14 protein-coding genes and 1 tRNA gene are annotated in these 22,556 nt (G+C 41.2%); 8 read left to right on the top strand and 7 right to left on the bottom strand.

Annotated features, from left to right (window positions below; genetic code table 11):
- Nucleotides 1-32: 32 nt before the first annotated feature.
- The 3 genes from G6053_RS00335 to purD all read right to left on the bottom strand — a co-directional run bounded on the left by G6053_RS00335 (nt 33) and on the right by purD (nt 3,015).
- Nucleotides 33-1,331, bottom strand: a complete 1,299-nt coding sequence (locus tag G6053_RS00335; RefSeq protein ID WP_165305153.1) for a site-specific integrase — start codon at nt 1,329-1,331, stop codon at nt 33-35.
- Between the two features lie 247 nt (nt 1,332-1,578).
- A tRNA-Glu gene (locus G6053_RS00330) sits at nt 1,579-1,650 on the bottom strand.
- A gap of 90 nt (nt 1,651-1,740) precedes the next feature.
- The gene (gene purD, locus G6053_RS00325) at nt 1,741-3,015 is read right to left on the bottom strand and encodes a phosphoribosylamine--glycine ligase (protein WP_108635362.1); all 1,275 of its coding nucleotides are present in this window, start codon (nt 3,013-3,015) and stop codon (nt 1,741-1,743) included.
- A gap of 195 nt (nt 3,016-3,210) precedes the next feature.
- Between purD and G6053_RS00320 the strand changes: the two genes are divergently transcribed.
- The 7 genes from G6053_RS00320 (at nt 3,211) to idi (ending at nt 11,720) form a co-directional block, all read left to right on the top strand.
- Nucleotides 3,211-5,895: a carboxypeptidase-like regulatory domain-containing protein gene (locus G6053_RS00320; RefSeq protein WP_165305152.1), complete on the top strand. Its 2,685-nt coding sequence runs from the start codon at nt 3,211-3,213 to the stop codon at nt 5,893-5,895.
- A 39-nt stretch (nt 5,896-5,934) separates the two neighbouring features.
- A complete protein-coding gene (locus G6053_RS00315) occupies nt 5,935-6,699 on the top strand; it encodes an enoyl-CoA hydratase/isomerase family protein (RefSeq protein ID WP_108635364.1) in 765 nt (254 codons plus the stop codon).
- Nucleotides 6,700-6,721: 22 nt separating this feature from the next.
- Complete coding sequence (locus G6053_RS00310) at nt 6,722-7,405, top strand: hypothetical protein (protein WP_165305151.1); 684 nt, start codon at nt 6,722-6,724, stop codon at nt 7,403-7,405.
- Between the two features lie 34 nt (nt 7,406-7,439).
- A complete protein-coding gene (locus G6053_RS00305; RefSeq protein ID WP_165305150.1) occupies nt 7,440-9,176 on the top strand; it encodes a phospho-sugar mutase in 1,737 nt (578 codons plus the stop codon).
- Entirely contained in the window at nt 9,177-9,719 is a 543-nt protein-coding gene (locus G6053_RS00300) for an NUDIX hydrolase (protein WP_108635367.1), read from the top strand.
- Nucleotides 9,720-9,797: 78 nt separating this feature from the next.
- A complete protein-coding gene (locus G6053_RS00295; RefSeq protein WP_108635368.1) occupies nt 9,798-11,111 on the top strand; it encodes a nicotinamide mononucleotide adenylyltransferase in 1,314 nt (437 codons plus the stop codon).
- 75 nt (nt 11,112-11,186) lie between these two features.
- On the top strand, nt 11,187-11,720 hold the full coding sequence (idi, locus tag G6053_RS00290) for an isopentenyl-diphosphate Delta-isomerase (protein WP_165305149.1): 534 nt from the start codon (nt 11,187-11,189) through the stop codon (nt 11,718-11,720).
- 123 nt (nt 11,721-11,843) lie between these two features.
- On the opposite strand, the gene G6053_RS00285 is transcribed toward idi, so the two are convergent.
- Both G6053_RS00285 and gcvP read right to left on the bottom strand, forming a co-directional pair.
- Entirely contained in the window at nt 11,844-12,668 is an 825-nt protein-coding gene (locus G6053_RS00285) for an N-acetylmuramoyl-L-alanine amidase (protein WP_165305148.1), read from the bottom strand.
- Nucleotides 12,669-12,894: 226 nt separating this feature from the next.
- The gene (gcvP, locus tag G6053_RS00280) at nt 12,895-15,768 is read right to left on the bottom strand and encodes an aminomethyl-transferring glycine dehydrogenase (RefSeq protein WP_165305147.1); all 2,874 of its coding nucleotides are present in this window, start codon (nt 15,766-15,768) and stop codon (nt 12,895-12,897) included.
- 505 nt (nt 15,769-16,273) lie between these two features.
- Between gcvP and G6053_RS00275 the strand changes: the two genes are divergently transcribed.
- On the top strand, nt 16,274-17,227 hold the full coding sequence (locus tag G6053_RS00275) for an arginine deiminase-related protein (RefSeq protein WP_165305146.1): 954 nt from the start codon (nt 16,274-16,276) through the stop codon (nt 17,225-17,227).
- 197 nt (nt 17,228-17,424) lie between these two features.
- Here the strand turns inward: G6053_RS00275 and G6053_RS00270 are convergent, their stop codons facing one another.
- The gene (locus G6053_RS00270; RefSeq protein WP_165305145.1) at nt 17,425-20,604 is read right to left on the bottom strand and encodes a carboxypeptidase regulatory-like domain-containing protein; all 3,180 of its coding nucleotides are present in this window, start codon (nt 20,602-20,604) and stop codon (nt 17,425-17,427) included.
- Between the two features lie 174 nt (nt 20,605-20,778).
- Nucleotides 20,779-22,368 carry a bacillithiol biosynthesis cysteine-adding enzyme BshC gene (gene bshC, locus G6053_RS00265; RefSeq protein WP_165305144.1) on the bottom strand — a complete coding sequence of 530 codons (1,590 nt, stop codon included), beginning with the start codon at nt 22,366-22,368 and terminating at the stop codon, nt 20,779-20,781.
- Nucleotides 22,369-22,556 lie beyond the last annotated feature (188 nt).

The raw sequence follows: 22,556 nt of genomic DNA, 5'->3' as shown, positions 1-22,556 counted from the left end.
GAAGCTTCCTTTTTGGGAATTTATGCGATATCTCATCCTTGATGCTTTGCCTTCATGAAAGTAAATGCCTGAGGGGTACATAGCTCAGCGATTTTAGCTTGATTTGCAGGTAGCGGTTTATTCTCCATTCTTCTTTCTAATCTGTCCATATCCACGGCAACCCTGTTATCCAATAACTTCGCATAATGCTGTGTGGTTTTGATATCAGTATGACCGAGCATTTTGGAAACTGTTTCTATCGGCACACTATTGGCAAGCGTAACAGAAGTGGCGAACGTATGGCGTGATTTGTGGAACGTGAGTTCTTTTGTAATCTCACACAGATCAGCTATTTCCTTTAGATAACTGTTCATTTTCTGATTACTCAGAACAGGAAGTACCATATCCTTTGACACACATGGTGGATAGTCACGATACCGTTCAATGATCTCAAGTGCCTTGGGAAGCAGTGGAATATTGGATGATGTTTCAGTTTTCTCCCTATTGGTAAAGATCCAGAGCTTTCCATCCACACCCTCGGCAATGTCTGTCCATTTTAATTTCTTTACATCCGCATAGGAAAGTCCGGTGTAACAACAAAAAACAAAGATATCACGAACATGGGCCAGCCTTGGTATCTTGAACAACTTTTCCGCTATCCTTCTAAGTTCCGCATCTGTTAGAAATTCCTTCTCTTTAGCTTTGGCCTTGATCTTATAGAATGCAAATGGATCGTCCGTTATCCATCTGTGTGCAATACAGATCTTGATAATCTTTCGCAGGTGTTTCATGTATTTTGCTGCCGACACGGCAGAACAGCCCATCGTGGCACGCAGAAAGAATTCGTAGCTTATGACAAAGGCATGGTCAATCTTTCTTGTGTCGATATCTGCTAGTCTAAATTCTTTCTCCAGGTAGCCTTCAATATGTGAGAGCGAGGTTTTATACCCTTTAAGTGTATTGGGTTTGAACCCATTGCCGAGCAATGCTTCCATCTGCATATTATGTTCTCTAAAAACATCAAGGAATTGCTTTCGCTTGATATCCTTTCCCTGATATTTCAGTTTGATGGATTCCGCTGTAATTTCCTCCGCGGCAGCTATCATAGCAGTATGGATTGTACTTACTTTGCTGACTAGGGCATCAAGATAGCTATTAAGGGTCTTGATAGCTTCTGTTGTGCCTTTCACACGGCTGGCTTTAGAGTTCCATTTCGACGGATCGCATTCCCGTCCTGTGGAGACTTCTTTTGGGATACCATCTACGGTAATCCGCATGTAGATTGGTTTGGGGCCGTTAACATAATTTTTTGGTTTCTTCAAGTAGAAGAGCAAGGAATAATTTGTGCTCATGACAACATCATTTAAGTGAAACAAAATTAGCCTTGCAACGAAAACGGATCAAGATGTTTAAATTATGAACACATTGACAATCAAACTTTTAAATATATTTCAGTGAGTAGTCAACTCCAAGAAAATGACTCACTGAATGACTCACTTTTTTATTGGGAATTATTATAGGTTTTGTAGATACTGAAAAACAAAAAAGCCTGCAAATGTTTAATTTGCAGGCTTTTGTATGTTTTGACTTTTAGATGTGTAGCCCGTAGGGGAATCGAACCCCTGTTTCAAGAATGAAAATCTTGCGTCCTAACCCCTAGACGAACGGGCCATTTTTATGCAACTCCAAAAGTTTTGTTGTTTTTGGAGTTGCAAATATAGGCCTTAAAATCATTTATACAAAAATAATTTTAAATATTTTTTAGATGAGGTCAAAACCGATATCACGACGGAAATACTTTCCTTCAAAATAGATCCTTCCGGCATCAGCTGTAGCCTGTTGAAGCGCTTCAAAAAGCGAATCCTGTAATGTGGTTACCGCGATCACACGTCCGCCGGCAGTAACAACCTTGCCGTCCTGTTCCTTCGTTCCCGCCTGGAATACAATCGACTCCTTAACATTCTCTATATTCGCGATCTCCTTTCCAGATTCATACGCTCCTGGATAACCTCCTGCCACTAACATAACTGTAACCGCGGTCTTTGGAGAAACGGTATAAGAGCGTTGATCCAAATTTCCTTGTGCGACGCCTTCCAACAGATCCAGCAGATCAGATTCGATACGAGGCAATACGGATTCTGTTTCAGGGTCTCCCATACGCACATTATATTCAATTACATAGGGTTCACCATCAACATTCATCAAACCGATGAAAATAAAACCCTTGTAGGGAATACCATCTTTCTTCAGCCCTTCAACAGTTGGTTTGATGATACGTTCTTCTACTTTATTCAAAAATGTTTCGTCGGCAAAAGGAACCGGAGAAATGGAGCCCATTCCACCTGTATTTAGACCTGTATCACCTTCTCCAATACGTTTGTAATCTTTTGCAGAAGGTAGTACCTTATAAGAGTTTCCATCCGTTAGGACAAATACCGAGAGTTCAATTCCTTTTAAAAATTCCTCCACCACCACTACGCGACTTGCCTCTCCGAATTTGGAATCTGCAATCATTGCTTTCAGTTCGGCTTTCGCATCTTCAAGTGTTTCACAGATCAACACACCTTTTCCGGCTGCTAAACCATCGGCCTTAAGCACAATCGGTAACTTCTGGCTCTCCAGATAAACCAATCCTTCAGCAAGCGAGTCGGCATCAAAAGAACGGGAAGCGGCGGTAGGCACGCCATGGCGGTCCATAAACTGCTTCGAAAAATCTTTCGAACCTTCTAATTGTGCACCTTCCTGCTGTGGGCCTATAACAGGAATATTTTTTAAATCTTCCCGGTTCAAAAAATAATCATGAATACCTTTTACCAAAGGCTCTTCTGGTCCCACCAACACCATTTGTATCGCATTTTCCAAAACAAAGGATGCGATAGCTTCAAAATCAGTAACTTTAATATTTACATTTTGGCCATATGCTCCGGTACCAGCGTTTCCTGGAGCAATAAACAATTGATCTAAACGTGGACTTTTCGACAGTTTATAGGCGAAGGCGGATTCACGACCTCCTGAACCGATTATTAGGATATTCATAGCACAAAGATATTTTTTTTATGCTAATTTTCAGACATAAGATCGTTCAAAAACGGATTTTATATTTATTTTCCAACTCAAAAGCGTCCCCATCCCAGTAATAGAAATTGCCGGATCTCTTTCATGCGATAATATTTTGATTTATAAGTTGATTAAAGGGAAAATATTTTCTAATTTTCAAGAAACATTAGTCATATGTATGCTCGCTTATTGCTGTTAATCAATTGCCTTCTGCTTCCTTTTCTGGCCTCCGCTCAAATTGATCAGACCATACAGAAATTGGATACCTATCACGAAAGTCATGTTACGGAAAAAATTTATCTACACCTGGACAAAAATGACTATTCAGCGGGAGAAAATATCTGGTTCAAACTGTATTGTACCACGGCACCATTTAATTACCTGAGCAATATCAGCAAGATTGCGAATATCGAATTGATCTCGCCGACAAATAGCATTATCAAAAGCATTAAAATCCCCCTCACATTGGGCCTTGGCATCGGTGATTTTAGTCTATCGGACACACTCGTGGAGGGCTCGTACCGGATCAGAGCATACACCCGCTGGATGCAAAACGATTCCATCTCCAATTTCTATGAGCGGATTGTACCGATTACCAATGGTCGGGCAGACAATGTCATTACTCAAAGCACTCTCCTTCAAAATGGAACTGAAAATCTCTTCCAGATCAACTTAAAGACAATTCAGGGCGCGCCGCTAATAAACAGCAGCGTGAGCTATACCCTCCAACAGGATGGCCTAAAAGAAAAAACCGGGCGCTTAAAATCCAATGAAAATGGAACAATAGCTCTTGAGCTCAAAGATAATTTTAAGGGCGGAACATTATCCTTACAATTTTTATCATCAGATAAAAGACGGGTATTAAAGAATTTTACAATTCCAGATCCCAACCAACGGAACAGTATCCAGATTTTCCCTGAAAGTGGTGAGCTCGTAAACAATATTCTGAGCAAAACCGGGGTTAAAGTACTTACACCCGCCGGACTGGGCCTGAAGTCCAAAATCAAAATCGGAGAGGAAAACCAGGCTCCCATCATCGAATTTGAAACAAATGACCTCGGCATGGGCAGTATGCCGCTTATTTTAAGCACAGGAAAAAAATATATTGCCACGGCTGTATTCCCGGACGGAAATTCGGTGAGCACCTCTCTGCCTCAGGTAGCTGCCTCAGGCTACGTACTCACTGTCAACTCAGGTTTAAAAGATAAAATCGCCGCGCAATTATCGGCGACAGATGACCTCGTAACGGGTAAAGAAGTCTACCTCATTGCACAATACAATGGATTTGTTTTACATGCTGTTAAACAAAAGTTAAACGGGCCGGAAATATTATTCAACATTCCAAAACAGGACCTTCCTTCGGGAGTAATCCAATTATCAGTTCTGAATGAACACCTGGTTCCGATCATCGAAAGGCTCGTATTTAGTTACAATGCTCCAAAAACAATATTGCCAATAACCTTACAATTGAACAAGCCAACATTTACAACACGGGATCAGGTAATCGCAAATCTTTCGGTTAAGGAAGGTAGCAGTGATACTTCAAAAATAGCCGCACTCTCAGCTTCGGTAATCAACCTCAATAAGTCCGATTCTGCTACAGCGCAATATCATTCTTCGATTGTCTCCGAGCTGCTCTTAAAATCCGATCTCAGGGGCTTTATAGAACGTCCAAATTATTACTTTGAAGATCTGAACAATATTAAGTTCAATGAACTTGACAACCTTATGCTGATCCAGGGCTGGCGTAAGCTAGATTGGAAAAATTATCTTAATACGACGAATAATGCGTACCTTCCGGAGAAGAGCCTCGCAGTCTCGGGCACTGTTAAAAAAACCGGACGAAAGGCACTTGTTCCGAATGCAAAAGTTACTTTAGTCCCCACGAGCAATATGATGCTAAGTATAGATACGCTGACAGATAGTGATGGTAGATTTGCCTTTGATAACCTATTTTTTGCGGATAGTATCAAGTTTATTGTCACCGGGAATGGTCAAAAAGAGAAGAATAGAGTCGATATACTTGTTGACAATCCCCCTTCTCCCGCTGTCAAGGAAAGTAAAGACAAGCCACTGATGCAGAATGACATCAATACCAAGCTAATCAACCAGCTCAAGGATAATCAGCAATTTCTGGCCGAACTTGAAGCTGCCGGTATTATTCAAAAAAGCATCAAACTGGAAGAAGTTCAGGTCAACAGGGTCAGAGCCAATAAAGCAGATAAAAATTCAAGAAACCTCAATGGCCCCGGCAATGCAGATCAGGTGATTACGGCCGAGGACCTATCTACCTGTGCGACCCTAGAGCAATGCCTTGCGGGGAGACTAGTGGGAGTTATTTTCCAAAACGGAGTTCCTTACAGTACCCGATCGATGGGATTAAATGGCGGCAGTCCCATGCAGGTAGTGCTAGACGGCATGTATATTGAGCCTGACCAGATTAGTATGATCAACGTCCCGGATATCGCGAGCATCGAAGTGCTGAGAAGCGCTGGAAACACCGCCATTTATGGGATGTATGGCGGCAACGGTGTATTGGTAATCACCAGTAAATCTGGCGATGCGATGTTATCCACCTATACGCCAACAGGAATAATTACCATTTTACCCAAAGGTCTGCATGTGAATCGCAACTTTTTCAAACCACAATATAATAGCACACAGAAACAGGTGCTTAATCGTGACCTGAGAACAACAATCGCCTGGGAACCAAATCTGGTAACAGCTAAAAACGGAGAAGCCAAATTTGATTTCTATACTTCGGATGAACCCGGAACATATAAAATCACGATTGAAGGAATTGACATGGAGGGAAAAATTGCACACCTAGAATATTTAATGGAAGTAAAGCCACAATAGCAAGCCGAACAAACCGTTATACATTTAAATAAACTCATTATGGAGCATATCAAAACCCAAGTAGAAGACCATATTTTAAGCATTTTTCTGGATCGAGGAAAGTCAAACGCTATCGATACGCTATTACTGAAAGAGCTGATAGAGACGTTGGAGATAAATCGGGAAAACGACGCCGTTCACGGCGCAATTCTTATTGGTAAAGAGAACTTTTTCAGTGCGGGGCTTGATCTCATCACCTTATTTGGCTATAATGAGGATCAAATCAGGGAATTTTGGAATCTTTTTTTGGAGGCTACCTCGCTATTGGCGTCATTTCCAAAACCAATCGCTGCGGCCATATCCGGTCATAGTCCTGCCGGAGGCTGCGTATTTGCCCTATGCTGCGATTATAGGATCATGGCCGAGGGTAATTTTGTCATCGGGCTCAATGAAATACCCGTTGGGTTGATTGTTCCCGAAAGCATTTTTCAACTGTATGCTTTTTGGATTGGAAAACGGACTGCGTATCAAAACCTGCTTGAGGGAAAACTCTTAACTCCAGATGAAGCCAAAGCACAAGGTTTAGTGGATGATGTCGTTCCGGCAAACATGCTTTTTAATACCGCAGCAAAGAAAATAAAACAGATCTCACAGTTTAATCAAAAGACCTGGCAGACCTCCAAACTGAACTTCAGAAAAGAAATAATTCTTAAATTGCGCGAGAATAGAGAAGAAACTATTCAAGAAATCCTCGTCCAATGGTGGCTGCCTTCGACAAGGTCAATATTAAAGTCGATCATAGATAACTTGACTTCAAAAAAATAGTATTAAAAAAAATAAAAACAACATGAGAAATCTCTTTTTCTTTGTTCTGGTCTGTATCTCGATAGGTGTATTCTCCTGTAGAAACAATAAAAAGGAAGACAAGGCCGTAAAAATTGCCCAAGATTCTATCCCCTTAGATACGATAAGCAAACCCGACACGCTCGAAAAGGAAGTCAAAAAAGAGGATACAGAAACATTAGAGCAAGTTTTGGAAAAAATAGCCAAAGCGTATATTGATCAAGACAGCAAAACAATCAATAATTATATACATCCCAAATTAGGTATCTATATCATCTATCGCCCGGGGGCACTGGACTCGTATGTGCACCAAAACAATTTTAGCTTTGCCAAACCGGTGCCAGAGTATCACTCGTATGAAAAACTGAGTTACAAAGGACCTTTAAAAGCTGGAAAGCTTCCCGTTTTTGACTGCGGCACAATGAAATGGGATAAACTCGGTTTTTTTTATGACAAAAAATCCCGCCCAAATGAACTGTCACAAACAGCCAAGTTTATGAATGAGATTTTAGACGCAAAAATTACGGGTAACGAATTAAAACGATTAAGAAATATAGAAATCAGAAGTTATCGCGCGATAATGACCTCCAATGAAAGCGAAGAACCATTTGTTTTTCACATAACCAAAGAAGGTGAAAAATGGTACATTACTGTCATTGATCGCGCATATGCGGGTTGTGATGCCTAAAAGATTTTTTTATATTTAGCCATATTTTACAATAATGGAAAATTTAGATAAAGACATACAAAAGAAAATCGACGATTGGTTAACCTCAAGTTATGATGTGGAAACAAGAGGTGCGGTTCAGAAGTTAATAGATGATCAGGCAGAAACGGAACTGATTGATTCATTCTACAAGGATCTCGAGTTTGGAACTGGAGGATTAAGAGGAATTATGGGCGTTGGCTCCAATCGCATGAATAAATACACGATTGGAAAAGCGACACAGGGCTTATCGAACTATCTTAAAAAGCAATTTCCTGATCAGGAAATCAAGGTAGCCGTAGCATACGATAGCCGTAACAACTCGCAATCTTTTGGCCACCTTGTAGCCCAGGTATTTGCTGCAAATGGAATAAAGGTTTATCTCTTTGACGAATTACGTCCTACACCAATGTTATCTTTTGCCATCCGCCATTTTGGTTGCCAGAGCGGCGTCATGTTAACGGCTTCACATAACCCGAAGGAATACAATGGTTATAAAGCCTATTGGAACGACGGCTCGCAATTGACTGCCCCACATGATGAAAATGTGATCGATGAAGTCAATGCAATCGCCTCTGTAAAGGATATTCAGTTTGAAGGAAATAGCCAAAATATTATCCCTGTCGGTGAAGAAATTGACCAGATTTATATTGATGCCAATAAGGCATTGAGCATACACCCCGAGGCGATGCGGGAACAGAAAGACTTAAAAATAGTCTATTCTCCGATCCATGGTACAGGAATTACAATTGTACCCAAAATGCTCGCATCATGGGGTTTTGAAAACGTTACGGTAGTCACCGAGCAGGCAACACCGGATGGAAATTTCCCAACGGTGATCTATCCAAATCCGGAGGAAGAGGATGCCATGGCCTTGGCGAAGAAAAAAGGCGAAGAGATTGACGCGGATCTCGTTTTGGCCACTGACCCCGATGCTGACCGTGTCGGAATCGCCGTTAAAAACAGCCGGGGACAATTTCAGTTACTCAATGGTAATCAGATCGGCAGTTTGCTAATCTACTATGTATTGAGTGCAAAAAGTGACCTACAACAATTGGGACAAAACCCATATATCGTTAAAACAATTGTAACCAGCAACCTTCAGGCTGATATTGCCGATCATTATCATGTAACGCATTATGAAACCCTTACTGGCTTTAAATATATTGGCGAACTGATCACAAAATTAGGGGATTCGGCCCAATATCTAGCCGGTGGAGAGGAAAGTTATGGCTACCTCGTCGGTGACCTGGTCAGAGATAAAGATGCGCCTAATTCCTGTGCTTTCCTGGCTGAAATGACCGCATATTTTAAATCAAAAGGCAAGACTGTCTATGACGTATTGTTGGAGATCTATCAGGAATTTGGCTGCTATCAAGAAAAACTGATCTCCTTAACGAAAAAAGGAAAAGCCGGAGCCGAGGAAATTCAGGCTATGATGGCCGGCTTGCGTCAAAATTTACCAACGAAACTCGGCGGAATCGAAGTCAAGGAAATTCGGGACTATCAACTTTCCCAAGCTACTGACATGAAAACAGGAGATAAGAAAGAGATTACACTTCCCAAGTCGGACGTCCTGCAATTCATTACGACCGATGGTGACGTGATTTCGGCAAGACCTTCAGGTACGGAACCCAAAATCAAATTTTATTGCTCCGTTAAGGGGATACTTCAGGATAAAAAGGACTATCTGAATCTTCAACATATATTGGAAGAAAAAGTGGACCGCATGATGAAAGATATTGTTGGTTAAATGGAGAAGTGGAAACTACTATCATCTGAATATATCTGCAAAGAGCCCTGGGCGACATTACGGCGGGATACATGCGAACTGCCCGATGGACGCATCAACGACCATTATTACGTGCTGGAATATCCAGATTGGGTCAACATGGTCGGGATTACGGCACAAAACGAGTTATTGGTAATCAGGCAATACCGTCATGGAGCAGGGATCCTTTCTTTGGAAATTCCGGCTGGCACAATGGAGCCGGGTGAAAATCCCCAAGAAGCCGCTATACGGGAAATGCTCGAAGAAACAGGGTATCAGTTTGAAAAAATCGAAGAGATCGCTACGCTCTATGCCAATCCGGCAACAAGCGGAAATGTTACGTATACCTATCTCATGACCGGAGGACAGAAAGTTCAGGAACAGGAACTGGATGAACACGAGGAGATCGACGTTTTCCTTATACCGCTTAAGGAAGCAAAAGCCATGCTGCTGGACAACAAATTTAGCCAAGCCCTGCATAGCAGTGCATTGTTCTATGCTTTTAATAAATTAGGCTTGTTTTAAAACAAGCCTAATTTTATTCTGTTTTTTCCGTTCATACTTTAATTTTCACTAGACTTTTGATTTTTGTACCTTTGTGCCATGGCAAGAGAAATTTTTGAAACCAAGCGAAAGGCCCTGAAGATAAATCTAAACCCCGAGATTTACGGAACCTTCGCGGAGATCGGTGCTGGACAGGAAGTCGCACGTAACTTTTTCAATGCAGGCGCTGCATCAGGTACCATTGCGAAAACAATGTCAGCTTATGACATGGCATTCAGCGATGCCATATACGGTGAAGAAGAAGACGGCAGATATGTCAGCAGAACTCGTTTACAGAAGATGCTTTCCCATGAATTTGACTTGCTGACCCAACGATTGCACGGCGATAAGTATTGCAATAAAAAATTCTTTGCCTTTGCGGACACTGTCACCACGCTGAATTTCACCAAAACAAATGAACCCCATGGATGGATTGGTCTCCGTTTTCAGCACGAGGTCGGCGGGCCTACAAACGATATTATTGTTCACATCAGACTCTTGGATAGCGACAATCAGCTGCAACAAAAAGTATTGGGCATTATCGGTGTGAATTTGTTGTTTGCAGCCTACTATTATGCAGAAGATGTGCAGACCATGATTGAATCCCTGGTCGATAACTTATCCATAGGATCTGTCGAAATTGATCTGGTTAAGTTAAATGGCCCTCTTTTTGAAAATGTCAACCAACGCTTGATTAATTTATATCTCATTGCCAAAGGCTTCGCTAAGGCGGCTATTTTCCAACCCGATGGTAAAGCGGTACAGATCAAGGATTATTTATACAAAAAGAACATCATCTTACTCCGCACAAAATACCGTCAGAAATCACTTCCTAACTTCGACCTGTTTAACCTTGCCGTCGAACAGTTTAAGAAAAACACAGGGGCTACGGATAGTGACACCATTGTTTTGATCGAGGTTTTGATGGGGAATGTGCTAGAGGATACGCATGAAATTACAGATGAAGATCTCCAAGAATTCGCATCAAGAGCAGATGAGTTATGTGCCACAGGCAACAACATTATCGTCAGCAACTTCCGTAGAAATAATCATCTCGCTGAGTTTATAAGCAACTTTAAACCTAAGAATATCGGAATTGCGACAAACGTTTATAACTTAAAGAACATCTTTAATTCGGACAACTACAATAAAGAGCTGTACACCAATGAGCTATTATCGTACATATCCGGCATGTTCAATAAAAATGTAAAGCTTTACGCGTATCCTTACCTATTGAAAAAGGAAAATAAAATCATTACCACGCAAAATATGCCTGTTTCCGAAGAGGCAAAACCTCTATTTGATTTCTTGATCAAGAACGGATACATCATTGATATTGAAAATTACGACGAGAAATTTGTAAAAACCGTATAACATACACTTCGTTAAAAATTAATTTATTATATAGTCCAATTTAGTTAAATTGGACTATATTTATTTCCAGTCCTTATGAAGCAAGAAAATGTAATACTCGTTGATACTAATGATGCCGTGATTGGCAGCATGGAAAAATTTGAAGCCCATGAAAAGGGCTTGTTGCATCGGGCATTTAGTGTTTTTTTATTTAATGATCGGGATCAGCTTCTCCTACAGCAAAGGGCCCTGGATAAATACCATTGTGGCGGGCTTTGGACAAACAGCTGCTGTTCGCATCAACGCCTCGGGGAGAGCAATCTGGATGCTGCAGCGAGACGCCTGACAGAAGAGCTCCAGATTGAGGCAACGGCGCTATATGATGCCTTTTCATTTGTATACAGTGCCCGATTTGACAATGGCCTTACCGAACATGAATTTGATCATGTCCTGATTGGAAAATTCAGTGGAGAGCCTGATTTTAATCCGGCAGAAGTCGCCGCCGTACAGTATATGGGTCAACAGGAGATCGAAGACGAAATCACGCACTTCCCGGAGAAATTTACACCTTGGTTCAAGCTAATCTATCAACGTGTATTTGAAACCTATTTGGACAAATACAAAAAGTAAGATAACGCCCATACTCCATCAACGGCACGATAATAGTAGCGCTAGGGGCTGCTAGCCCTGCAAATAAAAAAGAGCAATTCTATCAAAAATTGCTCCCCTCATTTTATACTGTTCAAGAGATCACTATAGGTATTTCTTATAGATGGAATACAAAATCTTTAGATCGTTTTCGCCCAAAAATGCGGTATTCACATCCTGTTGGATATAGTGAATCTTAAATGCCTTTATTGCCGCGTCTAGATTACTGACATCATAACCAATAATACGTAAAGCCATTTTTGGGTTAAAGTCAACAGGAGGTGTTTCCAAAAATTCTTCATACCAATAGCCAAACCCCTGATCGGCCAGCCTTTTCCAAGGGAATCTTGACGGATCATTTTTACGTGTAGGGGCAAGATCCATATGACCGATGAAATTTGCCTGCGGAATGCTATAGGTATTCTTTAGATAAGTCAATAGCTGTATCAACGCATTTACCTGCGCATCCGTCCAGGGATCCGTTGTCCCATTATTATCCAGTTCAATACCTATGGATGAAGAATTCAGATCGGTATTATTTCCCCATTTACCCAGACCGGCATGATGCGCACGGTACAGATCATTCACCATCTGCACCACCTTACCGTCCCTACCGACAACATAATGTGAACTTACTCCTGCTTTTGCGGAATGAAAGGTACGAATGGTCTGCCCGAGAGAATCCTGAGCCGTGTGATGAATTACCACAAAATTAGGCTTCCGGATACCAAAATTGATGGAGGCAATCCACTGCTGATCTTTGACATTTACTTTTTCCAGCTGTCCCGTTACGGGAGAGGCGCGATATAAATTAGAGAACTCCTTTGCTTGATTTTTATATACTTTCTCGGTCTTCGCATATTTATTGCCCGCACAAGATGTAATCAATGCCGCAGCAACAAAAAGATTAAATGTTAATGTTATCCTCATATCGAAATGTTTCAACACAAATATACTTCCAAAATACGACTCTAGGGTAATTATAACTTAAATTGGTACAATAACTTTCCGTTCCTGTAGTACTTTTCACGAAATCATTCCTGATGCACACCCGGTTTGTTTCTACCATAATCTGATCATCAAAAAAGTCCGGACGGGATGTCCGGACTTTCTGCGATCTATAGAACTTATTTTATTTTATATTTTTTTAAGACGGTTACGCCTCAGCATATTCTTCGATCGAAGGACATGAGCAGATCAATGTACGGTCTCCCTGAGAATCGTTTACACGACCTACTGAAGGCCAGAACTTACGCTCTCTCACATATTCCAAAGGATAAGCAGCCGTTTGACGACTGTAAGGTCTATCCCACTCATCTGCGGTAACCACTGCCGCTGTATGCGGAGCATGCTTCAACACGTTGTTTGCCTGTTCAGCTTCTCCAGCCTCCACTGCAGCAATTTCCTGACGAATAGCAACTAATGCATCACAGAAACGATCCAATTCAGCTTTAGATTCTGACTCCGTTGGCTCAACCATCAATGTGCCTGCAACAGGGAAAGAAACTGTTGGTGCATGGAAACCGTAGTCCATCAAACGTTTTGCAATATCAGCAACTTCGATACCTACATTTTTGAAACCACGGCAATCAAGGATCATCTCGTGTGCACAACGTCCATTGCTACCTGAATAAAGTACTGGATAAGCATTTTCCAAACGCGCCTTAATATAGTTTGCATTTAGAATTGCCGTGCGTGTAGCATTGGTCAGGCCTTCACCACCCATCATCGAAATATAGGCATGGGAAATGATCAAGATTGATGCTGAACCAAATGGCGCAGCAGAAACTGCCGTAATTCCTTCTTCTCCGGATGTTGAAACAACTTGGTGATTAGGCAAGAAAGGCACTAAGTGTTTAGCAACGCCGATCGGTCCCATACCAGGGCCACCACCACCGTGAGGAATACAGAATGTTTTATGCAAGTTTAAGTGACAGACGTCAGCACCAATGTGGCCTGGGCTTGTCAAACCTACCTGCGCATTCATATTTGCGCCATCCATATATACTTGGCCACCATTGGCATGGATGATTTCACAAACTTCAATGATTGATTCTTCAAATACACCGTGCGTAGATGGATAAGTCACCATTAACGAGTTCAGATGAGCAGCATGCTCTTCCGCTTTTGCTCTTAGATCTGGAATATCAATGTTTCCAAGTTCATCACATTTTACCACGACCACTTTCAAACCAGCCATTGAAGCCGATGCAGGGTTAGTACCGTGTGCAGAAGCTGGAATCAAACAGATGTTACGACCATGATCGCCACGGCTCTCATGATAAGCACGGATAACCATTAGCCCTGCGTATTCACCCTGTGCTCCTGAATTCGGCTGGAAGCTCATTTTAGCAAAACCTGTGATCTCAGACAACCAATCGTTCAATTCACCGATCATCTGCATATAACCTGAAGTTTGATCTGCTGGTGCAAATGGATGTAATCCACCAAATCGCGCCCAGGTAACAGGGGTCATTTCAGCTGTGGCATTTAATTTCATGGTACATGAACCCAATGGGATCATCGAATGGCAAAGCGATAAATCTTTTGCTTCCAATGATTTAATATAGCGTAACATTTCATGTTCAGAATGGTAGCTATTAAAGTTTGGATGAGTTAAGTACGCTGAGGTACGAACCAATTCAGCAGGGATCGAAGAACCTAAGTTTTCTTCTAAGGTATCGAAATCTACATCGTTCAATGTTTTGCCCTGAATTTTTGCAAACACTTTTACGATTGTTTTGATATCTTCATAAGTTGTTGTCTCATCGATAGCAATGGAAACCTGTGAACCGTTGTAGTAGAAGTTCAACTCATTGTTCAACGCCTCAGATTTTAATGCGCCCGCATGTGCACCTAAATCCACACGGAGGGTATCAAAGTACGCTTTATTCAATTGGGCATAACCCAATGATTGTAATGCTTGATCCAATAAACTTGCTAAAGCATTGATACGGGATGCAATATTTTTAATTCCTTCGGGACCATGGTAAACAGCGTAGAAAGAGGCCATAATAGCCAATAAAGCCTGCGCCGTACAGATATTGGAAGAAGCTTTATCACGACGGATATGTTGCTCACGTGTCTGTAAAGCCATACGTAAGGCATACTTTCCATTGGAATCAGAAGTTACACCAATGATACGTCCGGGAATATTACGTTTGAAGCTATCACGTGTAGCAAAGAATGCCGCGTGTGGACCTCCGAATCCCATCGGCACACCAAAACGTTGTGAGTTACCGACAACAACATCTGCCCCCCATTCTCCCGGAGGAGTCAACAGCGCCAAGCTCATTAGATCGGCGGCAGCACATACCGTAATGTTTTTACCGTGTGCTGCATCAGCAAATGATTTGTAATCAACGATTGAACCGTCTGCCGCTGGATATTGCACGAATGCAGCAAAAACGTCGTCTGTCAATTCCGATTCTTGAATAGCTGTGATTTTCAGCTCGATACCGAAAGATAAGGCACGCGTTTTCAATACATCTATCGTCTGTGGATAGGCATTTTCAGAAACCAAGAATACATTTGCTTCTTTGTTTTTACGCGCTGAGTAAAGCATAAACATAGCTTCAGCTGCAGCCGTAGCTTCATCCAATAATGAAGCGTTTGCAATTTCCAATCCAGTAAAATCAGAAATAACGGTCTGGAAGTTTAACAGTGCCTGTAAACGACCTTGTGCAATTTCCGCCTGGTAAGGAGTATATTGCGTATACCATCCCGGATTTTCAAACACATTGCGTTGAATTACACCTGGAAGGATCACGTCATAGTATCCTTGACCAATAAAAGATTTAAAAACTTTATTTTTCTCTGCAATTTCCGCTATCCGCTTTAAATAGGCAACCTCAGACAATGCTTTTGGAAGATTTAAAGGTTTTGGGGCACGGATTTGAGAAGGGACCGTTTGGTCGATTAGCTGGTCAATTGACGTTACGCCCAATTTGGCCAACATTTCATTCGCTTCAACTGGACTTGGGCCATTGTGGCGACTTTCGAATTTTTCTTGGAAGTGTATATTGCTCATGTGTGCAAAAAGTTAACGCTTATAGACAGTTAGCGACATAATAATTAGGTAATTAACTCTCTTATAAACAGTCGTTTTTTGGATGAGCAAAGATAGCAAAATAAATGACTGAAAACGAAGCAAAAAAGTGTATAAAAAGTCAGTTTTAACAACGCGCAGATATGCAATCGATTGTCCTATATGCATTAAAATTCAAATAAAAACAAACAACCAAAGTTCATGTTGAAAATATACCAAACAAATCAAAGATAACTTAACAGAATAATAAAAAATGAAAGATTGAAGATATTCTTTTGCAATGGCGCCGATTTTTCAATACATTAGTATAAGTACCAATTGTAAAGCGATTTCTGACACTGTTCAATGATTCAAAGGGATTTCACGCATAGTGCAGCATTGCTGAAAATCGAAAAGAGAAATCGGGCTTTTACTGCAATGGGACTCATAAAACAAGCATATCATTCTTTTTAACAAATATAAACCAGCGAAGTAACGATTATAAATCATGAGAAAACAGGTAACAGACAGTGTACTCCTAGTAAGACCCTCTGTCTTCCGCAAAAATGAGCAGACCGCAGTCAATAATTTTTTTCAAAAGGACATTGAAAACTTAAGCGGTGAAGATGTAAATAGGGAGGCACAAAGTGAATTTGATGCCCTTGTCAATGAATTAAAATCACACGGCATTTTAGTGACGGTCATTCAGGACGATGAAAAATCGGAAAGCCCGGACAGTATATTTCCGAACAATATTGTCTCTTTCCACCAGGACGGAAAAATTATCTTTTATCCGATGTTTGCCCCCAACCGTCGAAAAGAGCATTTATTGGATTTTGAGGGTCCATTGAAACAAAACGGTTACTATGTAAAGTTGATTAAAGACTTAAGTGAGGCCGAAAATAACAGACAATATTTAGAAGGAACCGGGGCCCTTGTACTGGACCGAACACACCGTATTGCTTATTGTGCGCTGTCGGAACGCGCGGACCGCACCATGTTGGACGAATACTGCAGAACGGAAAATTACACCCCGATCGTCTTTCATGCATTTCAGACAGTCAATGGCGAACGCAGACCTATCTATCATACCAATGTGGTATTGGCAGTGGGAGAAGATTTTGCGATCTTATGCCCAGCTGCAATTGATGATTCATCTGAGCGCGAGGCACTCTTAAAGAAATTAAAAGAAACTGGAAAAGAAATCATCGAGATCAACGAAAACCAACTGGAAAATTTTGCGGCAAACTGCCTCCAGGTCAGAAATAAATATGGCAACCGTTTTATCGTATTAAGCGATAAAGCATTATCCTCATTGACCCTTTATCAAACGGCACAATTGGAAAAGCATGGAAAAATCATCCATCAGGATTTACATGTTATTGAAACCTGTGGCGGAGGTAGTGTCCGCCATATGATGGCAGAAGTATTCCTTCCAAAAGAAAAAGTGATGAATGCTTAAGGCATTCATCACTTTTTGAAACTCAAATTCCATCAGGATACAGCTATTGAATCTCTTTTTTTTCTAATTTGTTGATCTTCCTTGTATCTGAACCTGATATTACGTCAGACATTTGCCCCTTTATTGTTATTTTTTGATTCAATTTCAAAAGGTGCGGCTATCTAGTCAGACAGCCGTGTCCTGCTTTTCTAAACTATTTAGAAAGAATAACGTAAGCCCAGCTGGAATTGGTATGGATTGCCGGAGGGGGTAACGATACCAGAATTGTTTACATTGTAATTAAACTGCTGCTTGGCAACATCAAAAGGAATCAGCTTTTCCCCGGCAGCATCTTTGCCGCCTAACGCATATAGATTTTGATTGCCTAGAGACTCATTTATGCCCCAAGTTTTCTTAAACAAGTTGGCAACGTTGAAAAGATCGCCCGATATCTCCAATGCGTGGTTCTTATATAAATTGAATTTTTTAGCAATTCGGAGATCGATCAAACCATAAAAACCATTCACCCCACCATTACGTTCTGCTATTTTACCCTGATATTCCTTGATATAATCTTTAAGACTCTGACTCGCTTCTGGGTTATTCAACAGATTGTTGAGTCCGGTAACCAGCTGTTTTGAAGTGTTCGGGTTATTCGGGTCAAAGATAAAGGCCAAATCATTATCCCCGGCGACAAAGTCTCCATTAATGTTACCGCCTGCGAGTAAACTATACCGTGTCCCGCCGATACCTGAGTAGCGAACGCCGACACTAACCCCGTAAAATGTGGGCAAAGTTCCGTAAATAACTATCTTATTACGGAATTGATTGTTCGAATAGCTCATTTTGCTCAAATCGCGAGGATCATCTTTCACCGCTAGGGATAAGGTAGCCGTATTGGCCACATTCCCGTTGAAGGAAGTATTGTCTTTTGCATCGTTCCAGGTATAACTAACCGAGATCGTTCCATCCTTGTAATACTGATAGCTCGCATCTAGGACGACAGCAAACTGATTGACTTTGCCCTCAGAATTCAATTCCAAAACTCGGCCAAATTTATCTGAAATCCGTCCTTTTTTCCAATCCGGAGCCCCATCAACGATGGATGCCGCAGGAACGAATACGCCTCTATTATCCTCATTAGCTAATCTAAAGAAAGGATCCTGTACCATATTTCGATCTACGTACATATAGTTATTGCGTCCCAAATTCATATATCCCGAAACGCTCGCTTTTAATTTTTCTGTAAAAAAGTGTGTATAAGATACATTGGCTTTATACACGACCGGGATTTTGGCATCGGGACCATACGTATTGATGGTCGGTACTTGGAACTGAGCCAAAGTAGGCGCTAAAGAAGGATCTTTTCGGTAGTCAATAAAATTCGGTGTCGGTACATCAGCCCCACGAACATCAACAGTAGCAAAGTGTTTACCATCGAAAGTAAGGTTATTGATCGTCATATAGTTATTGATATCCGAAGCAAATATACCTCCCCCCACTCGGAAGAAATCTTTACGTTCTTCGTTTACATCCCATGTCATTTGAAAACGAGGCTGGATAACGAAAGACTTCAGTTTATGATCTGTACGTACTCCGACCTCTTTTAGCAATTCTTCGTTTAATGGAGAGGTTGGATAATGACCATAATCCAGTCGCAATCCAGCTACCAAATCCAATCCTTGTGCTAATTTAGTTTGTAATTGCCCGTACACACCGGCATTGAATATCTTACCGACCACTGCTGGATCACTCATCAAAGGAACTTCACGATAGTAAGCATATGGCTTCATGTCGTCAAAGTTCTGCATAGCCGTTTTTCCATCACTTGGTCTAAAATGGAAGCGACCATTGACCTCACTTCCGTAAATGGAATTTGCATGGGTATACATCAGGTCCACACCAAAAGTGTAATTGATATTGTCGGTGCTGTAATAGATGTTATCGACAAGCTGAAATACATTATTTTTAAAGGATTCCTGCGCAAAACGATGCCCGCCCAATTGCAATGTGGTCTTTTTATCTTCCCCGGCAACTTTGGAGATCGCATCTTCTACAATTGCACGTGGAATATTCTGGCCGGGTAAAAGGTCTCCCGGACTACTTTTCTGATAGGTATAAAGATGTTGTACTTTTAACTCATTGGTTACCTTAGGGGAAATAGTGGTACGCAAAGTAGCCAGTAGGCTATTGTCGATATTCTTGTCATTCCCGTAAGATTCATATAAAGTAATTGGTTTGTTGTCTTGAAGCCCAAGCTTATTGTTGTCACTTGTAAAGTTATTACGGATTGTCAATAAGTTATTATCATTGATTTGCCAGTCAATACGTCCAAAAATCGCATCGGAGCCTCTTTTCTTGTCAAAAGCACCATATTGGCGTTCGTTTCCTAATCCGTACTTTTTCCGCCCGATATTGACAAATTCATCCAATGTCGCGTTTGTAACATTAAATCTTTTTTCATCGGCTTCAGAGTTGATGTCAGCAATAATCAAGGGACGGGAGTCTTGCTGATGATCCCAGGCAACAAAATAATGGAGTTTGTCTTTTATAATGGGACCACCCAAAGTAAAGCCATATTGATAAGTGGAAAAATCGTTGCTTCGTTTGTTTCCCCGAATATCATAAGGACTCGACAACCAGTCTGCTCGCGAATATAACCAGGCACTACCCTGTGTCTTATTTGTTCCTTGTTTTGTCACGGCACTGACTGTACCCCCTCCGGCTCTCCCATAAGTCACATCATATTGATTGGTCACAACTTTAAACTCCCGTACTGCTTCAATAGAGATCGAAAAAGGCGCTCCACTCCGGCTTGTTGTCGAACCCGCAGAAGTCGGGTTTTTCGCGTTCATACCATCAATGGTAAAATTGGTAGAAGACCCGAGCTGACCACCGATATTATCGCCCTTGCTCAATGGAGATAGATCCATTAAAGACGTAAAATTACGGCCATTGACGGGTAGTTTCGCAATATCCCGGGCTGTAACCGCTGTTGCAGCACCCAAGTTCTCTATTTTATTCTTGAGGGTGCTTACACCAGTCAATTCAACTGTTTCCAGTACATTTGAAGCATTCTGAATCGGAATGTTTAACCGGATCATATCCCCTTGGTTTAGCGTAAAGCCCGAACGAACCTGCTCTCCATAACCGATATAAGTCACTTTAATGATGTACGGGCCTCCCAATGGAAGCTCCTTAAAATTGAAATCGCCATTGGCATTGGTCGATGTTTTGGTGGTAAAACCTGTCGATTCGTTACGAACCTCTACTGAAGCCCCATGAACGCCTTTGTTATTCTCGTCCGTAATCTTTCCGGAAAATCCTGCCTGGGTTGTTTGCGCATACAAACCTGTTCCTATCGCAATGGCACAAGTCGTAAGTAATATTTCTTTCATTTAGTTGTTGGTTGTAATATGGCAACAAAACTACTCTGACAGTATTAACAGAAGCTAAACGAAATATTATGAAATTATAAACAAAGCACCACAAAACGAATTAAGGAAAAATAACGAAGCAAAAAGAAAAGACAGAGGGGATTAATTATAAAAAAAGTCAGTGAAACACTGACTTTAATATAAGATTGTAAATTTAAAATCCAGGGGATTAAAGTATTTATAAAGATCTCGAAAGAGGTTATCACCATATTTTACATACAACAAGGCGAAGTTTTCCGATCGCTCCTGTAGTCCCCCTCCGGGAAAGAGCTTTTCTTTTACATTGTCTATATCTGCCAATGCATGCTGATGGTTTCGTTTTTCTGCTTTCATCAACTTTTTTTCCAGGTTGTTCATCGCCTTTTTCAAGCGAGCTTTTATCGCCTCGGTGCTGGGTCCCAGACTTGGATCGATTTTGTGAGTGCGCAATCTTATCTTTCCAAAGATCGCGTTCAGTTCCATCCATTCATCATTAAGGTTTAATCTTTCCTTGGTATGACGGCGTACATACTCCTTCTTCAAAACCTCTGCTGGCCGAAAGATGCTTTTGAAGGTTAGATCAACACGAAAAAGCTTCGCGGCCACATTATCTTCGGTAATCATCGCTGAATTTCGCGGAATCAGGATGGGAAAATCTATTTTGTACTGATCAAAATTAGATTTCAGTTGCATCCAATAGACCATTTCAGCTCCACCACCGATATAGGCTAAATTGGGAAGGATAACTTCCTGATACATTGGACGCATCACTACATTTGGACTAAAACGCTCAGGATGGGCATCTATTTCTTTTTCCAGCTCTTCCTTGGTAAAATATATATTTTGATGCAGCACCTCATATCGGCCGTCTGCAGTCAGAACCAAGCGTTCTCTAAATTCATCGGTCAGATAAAAGAAGTTGATTTCCCGCGCATGCACCTGTGTAGAAAAACCCTTTGATTCCAGTTCTTTAGACCTCTCCGTGATGGCTTTAAAGCTATTTTCGGATAAAATATCCGTTTTGATAATCGGTTTAAATAACTCCTTCAGTGCTTTATCATCTGCATCAATAATCAAAAGACCATAGGCTTTAAAAAGTTCGTTTACCATATAACGTGTTGCGTCAGCCAACCTCGAGTGTTTCAGGTATGCTTGCTCCACAATAGCTGTGAGCTTAGCAGAATTGTCAGAAAGACCAAGGATGTTAGTGTATTGCTTTACTGCATCGACAATTGAACTAGTATCCATCCGTCCTGTAGCCGATACCGCAGGTATTTCCCAGGCAATTTTCTTTCCGTAGACTTTCGTATGATTAATTTCTTCAAAATCATGATCCTCAGTAGCCATCCAATATACCGGTACAAAGTTTTTGTCCGGATGTTTGGCATGTAAGTCTTCGGACAGACGTATTGCCGTCATGATCTTAAATATAAAGTACAAGGGCCCCGTAAAGATATTCAGTTGGTGGCCCGTGGTAATCGTATAGGTATTCTCCTGCAACAACAAATCTATATTTTTGGCGACGGCGGGAGAACCCGGCAACAATGTCGTATATTGAGCTTTTAAGCGCTCCACGAGAATGCCACGGTGGTCAAAATGTTTTTTTTCGTGCAATTGCTTTTCAAAACCTTCAAATGTAGGCCAGTGTCCAACAAACGGTTTCAGCGCCTCGTCATGAGCCAGATAGGCCAACAATGTTTTGGAGAAACTATTTGTCTCACTATATTCGATATAAGTTGCTTTCATATATGCTTATTGTACGATATACAAATGTATTTAGTTTGAGCGGACAAAATACTGATTTTTAATAAAAAGCTCATTCCACTTTTAAATTATATCATTCTATTGACAAATGTCCAAATAAAACCCTGATACTTTCTCCGGCATCAACAGCGACATATCTCCACAGAAGATTCTCCCTAACCAATAATCCA

The organism is Sphingobacterium sp. DR205, from assembly GCF_011064245.1.
GTDB classification, from domain to species: Bacteria; Bacteroidota; Bacteroidia; order Sphingobacteriales; family Sphingobacteriaceae; genus Sphingobacterium; species Sphingobacterium athyrii.
The sequence above is the reverse complement of the archived record's forward strand: the minus strand, read 5'-3'. Positions and strand labels throughout refer to the sequence as shown.

Coding starts and splice junctions, on each gene's coding strand:
- G6053_RS00270 (WP_165305145.1), bottom strand. CDS start 20,604: ATGAAAGAAATATTACTTACGACTTGTGCCATTGCGATAGGAACAGGT.
- G6053_RS00320 (WP_165305152.1), top strand. CDS start 3,211: ATGTATGCTCGCTTATTGCTGTTAATCAATTGCCTTCTGCTTCCTTTT.
- G6053_RS00335 (WP_165305153.1), bottom strand. CDS start 1,331: ATGAGCACAAATTATTCCTTGCTCTTCTACTTGAAGAAACCAAAAAAT.
- G6053_RS00315 (WP_108635364.1), top strand. CDS start 5,935: ATGGAGCATATCAAAACCCAAGTAGAAGACCATATTTTAAGCATTTTT.
- G6053_RS00305 (WP_165305150.1), top strand. CDS start 7,440: ATGGAAAATTTAGATAAAGACATACAAAAGAAAATCGACGATTGGTTA.
- G6053_RS00285 (WP_165305148.1), bottom strand. CDS start 12,668: ATGAGGATAACATTAACATTTAATCTTTTTGTTGCTGCGGCATTGATT.
- bshC (WP_165305144.1), bottom strand. CDS start 22,368: ATGAAAGCAACTTATATCGAATATAGTGAGACAAATAGTTTCTCCAAA.
- purD (WP_108635362.1), bottom strand. CDS start 3,015: ATGAATATCCTAATAATCGGTTCAGGAGGTCGTGAATCCGCCTTCGCC.
- G6053_RS00295 (WP_108635368.1), top strand. CDS start 9,798: ATGGCAAGAGAAATTTTTGAAACCAAGCGAAAGGCCCTGAAGATAAAT.
- G6053_RS00310 (WP_165305151.1), top strand. CDS start 6,722: ATGAGAAATCTCTTTTTCTTTGTTCTGGTCTGTATCTCGATAGGTGTA.
- G6053_RS00275 (WP_165305146.1), top strand. CDS start 16,274: ATGAGAAAACAGGTAACAGACAGTGTACTCCTAGTAAGACCCTCTGTC.
- gcvP (WP_165305147.1), bottom strand. CDS start 15,768: ATGAGCAATATACACTTCCAAGAAAAATTCGAAAGTCGCCACAATGGC.
- idi (WP_165305149.1), top strand. CDS start 11,187: ATGAAGCAAGAAAATGTAATACTCGTTGATACTAATGATGCCGTGATT.
- G6053_RS00300 (WP_108635367.1), top strand. CDS start 9,177: ATGGAGAAGTGGAAACTACTATCATCTGAATATATCTGCAAAGAGCCC.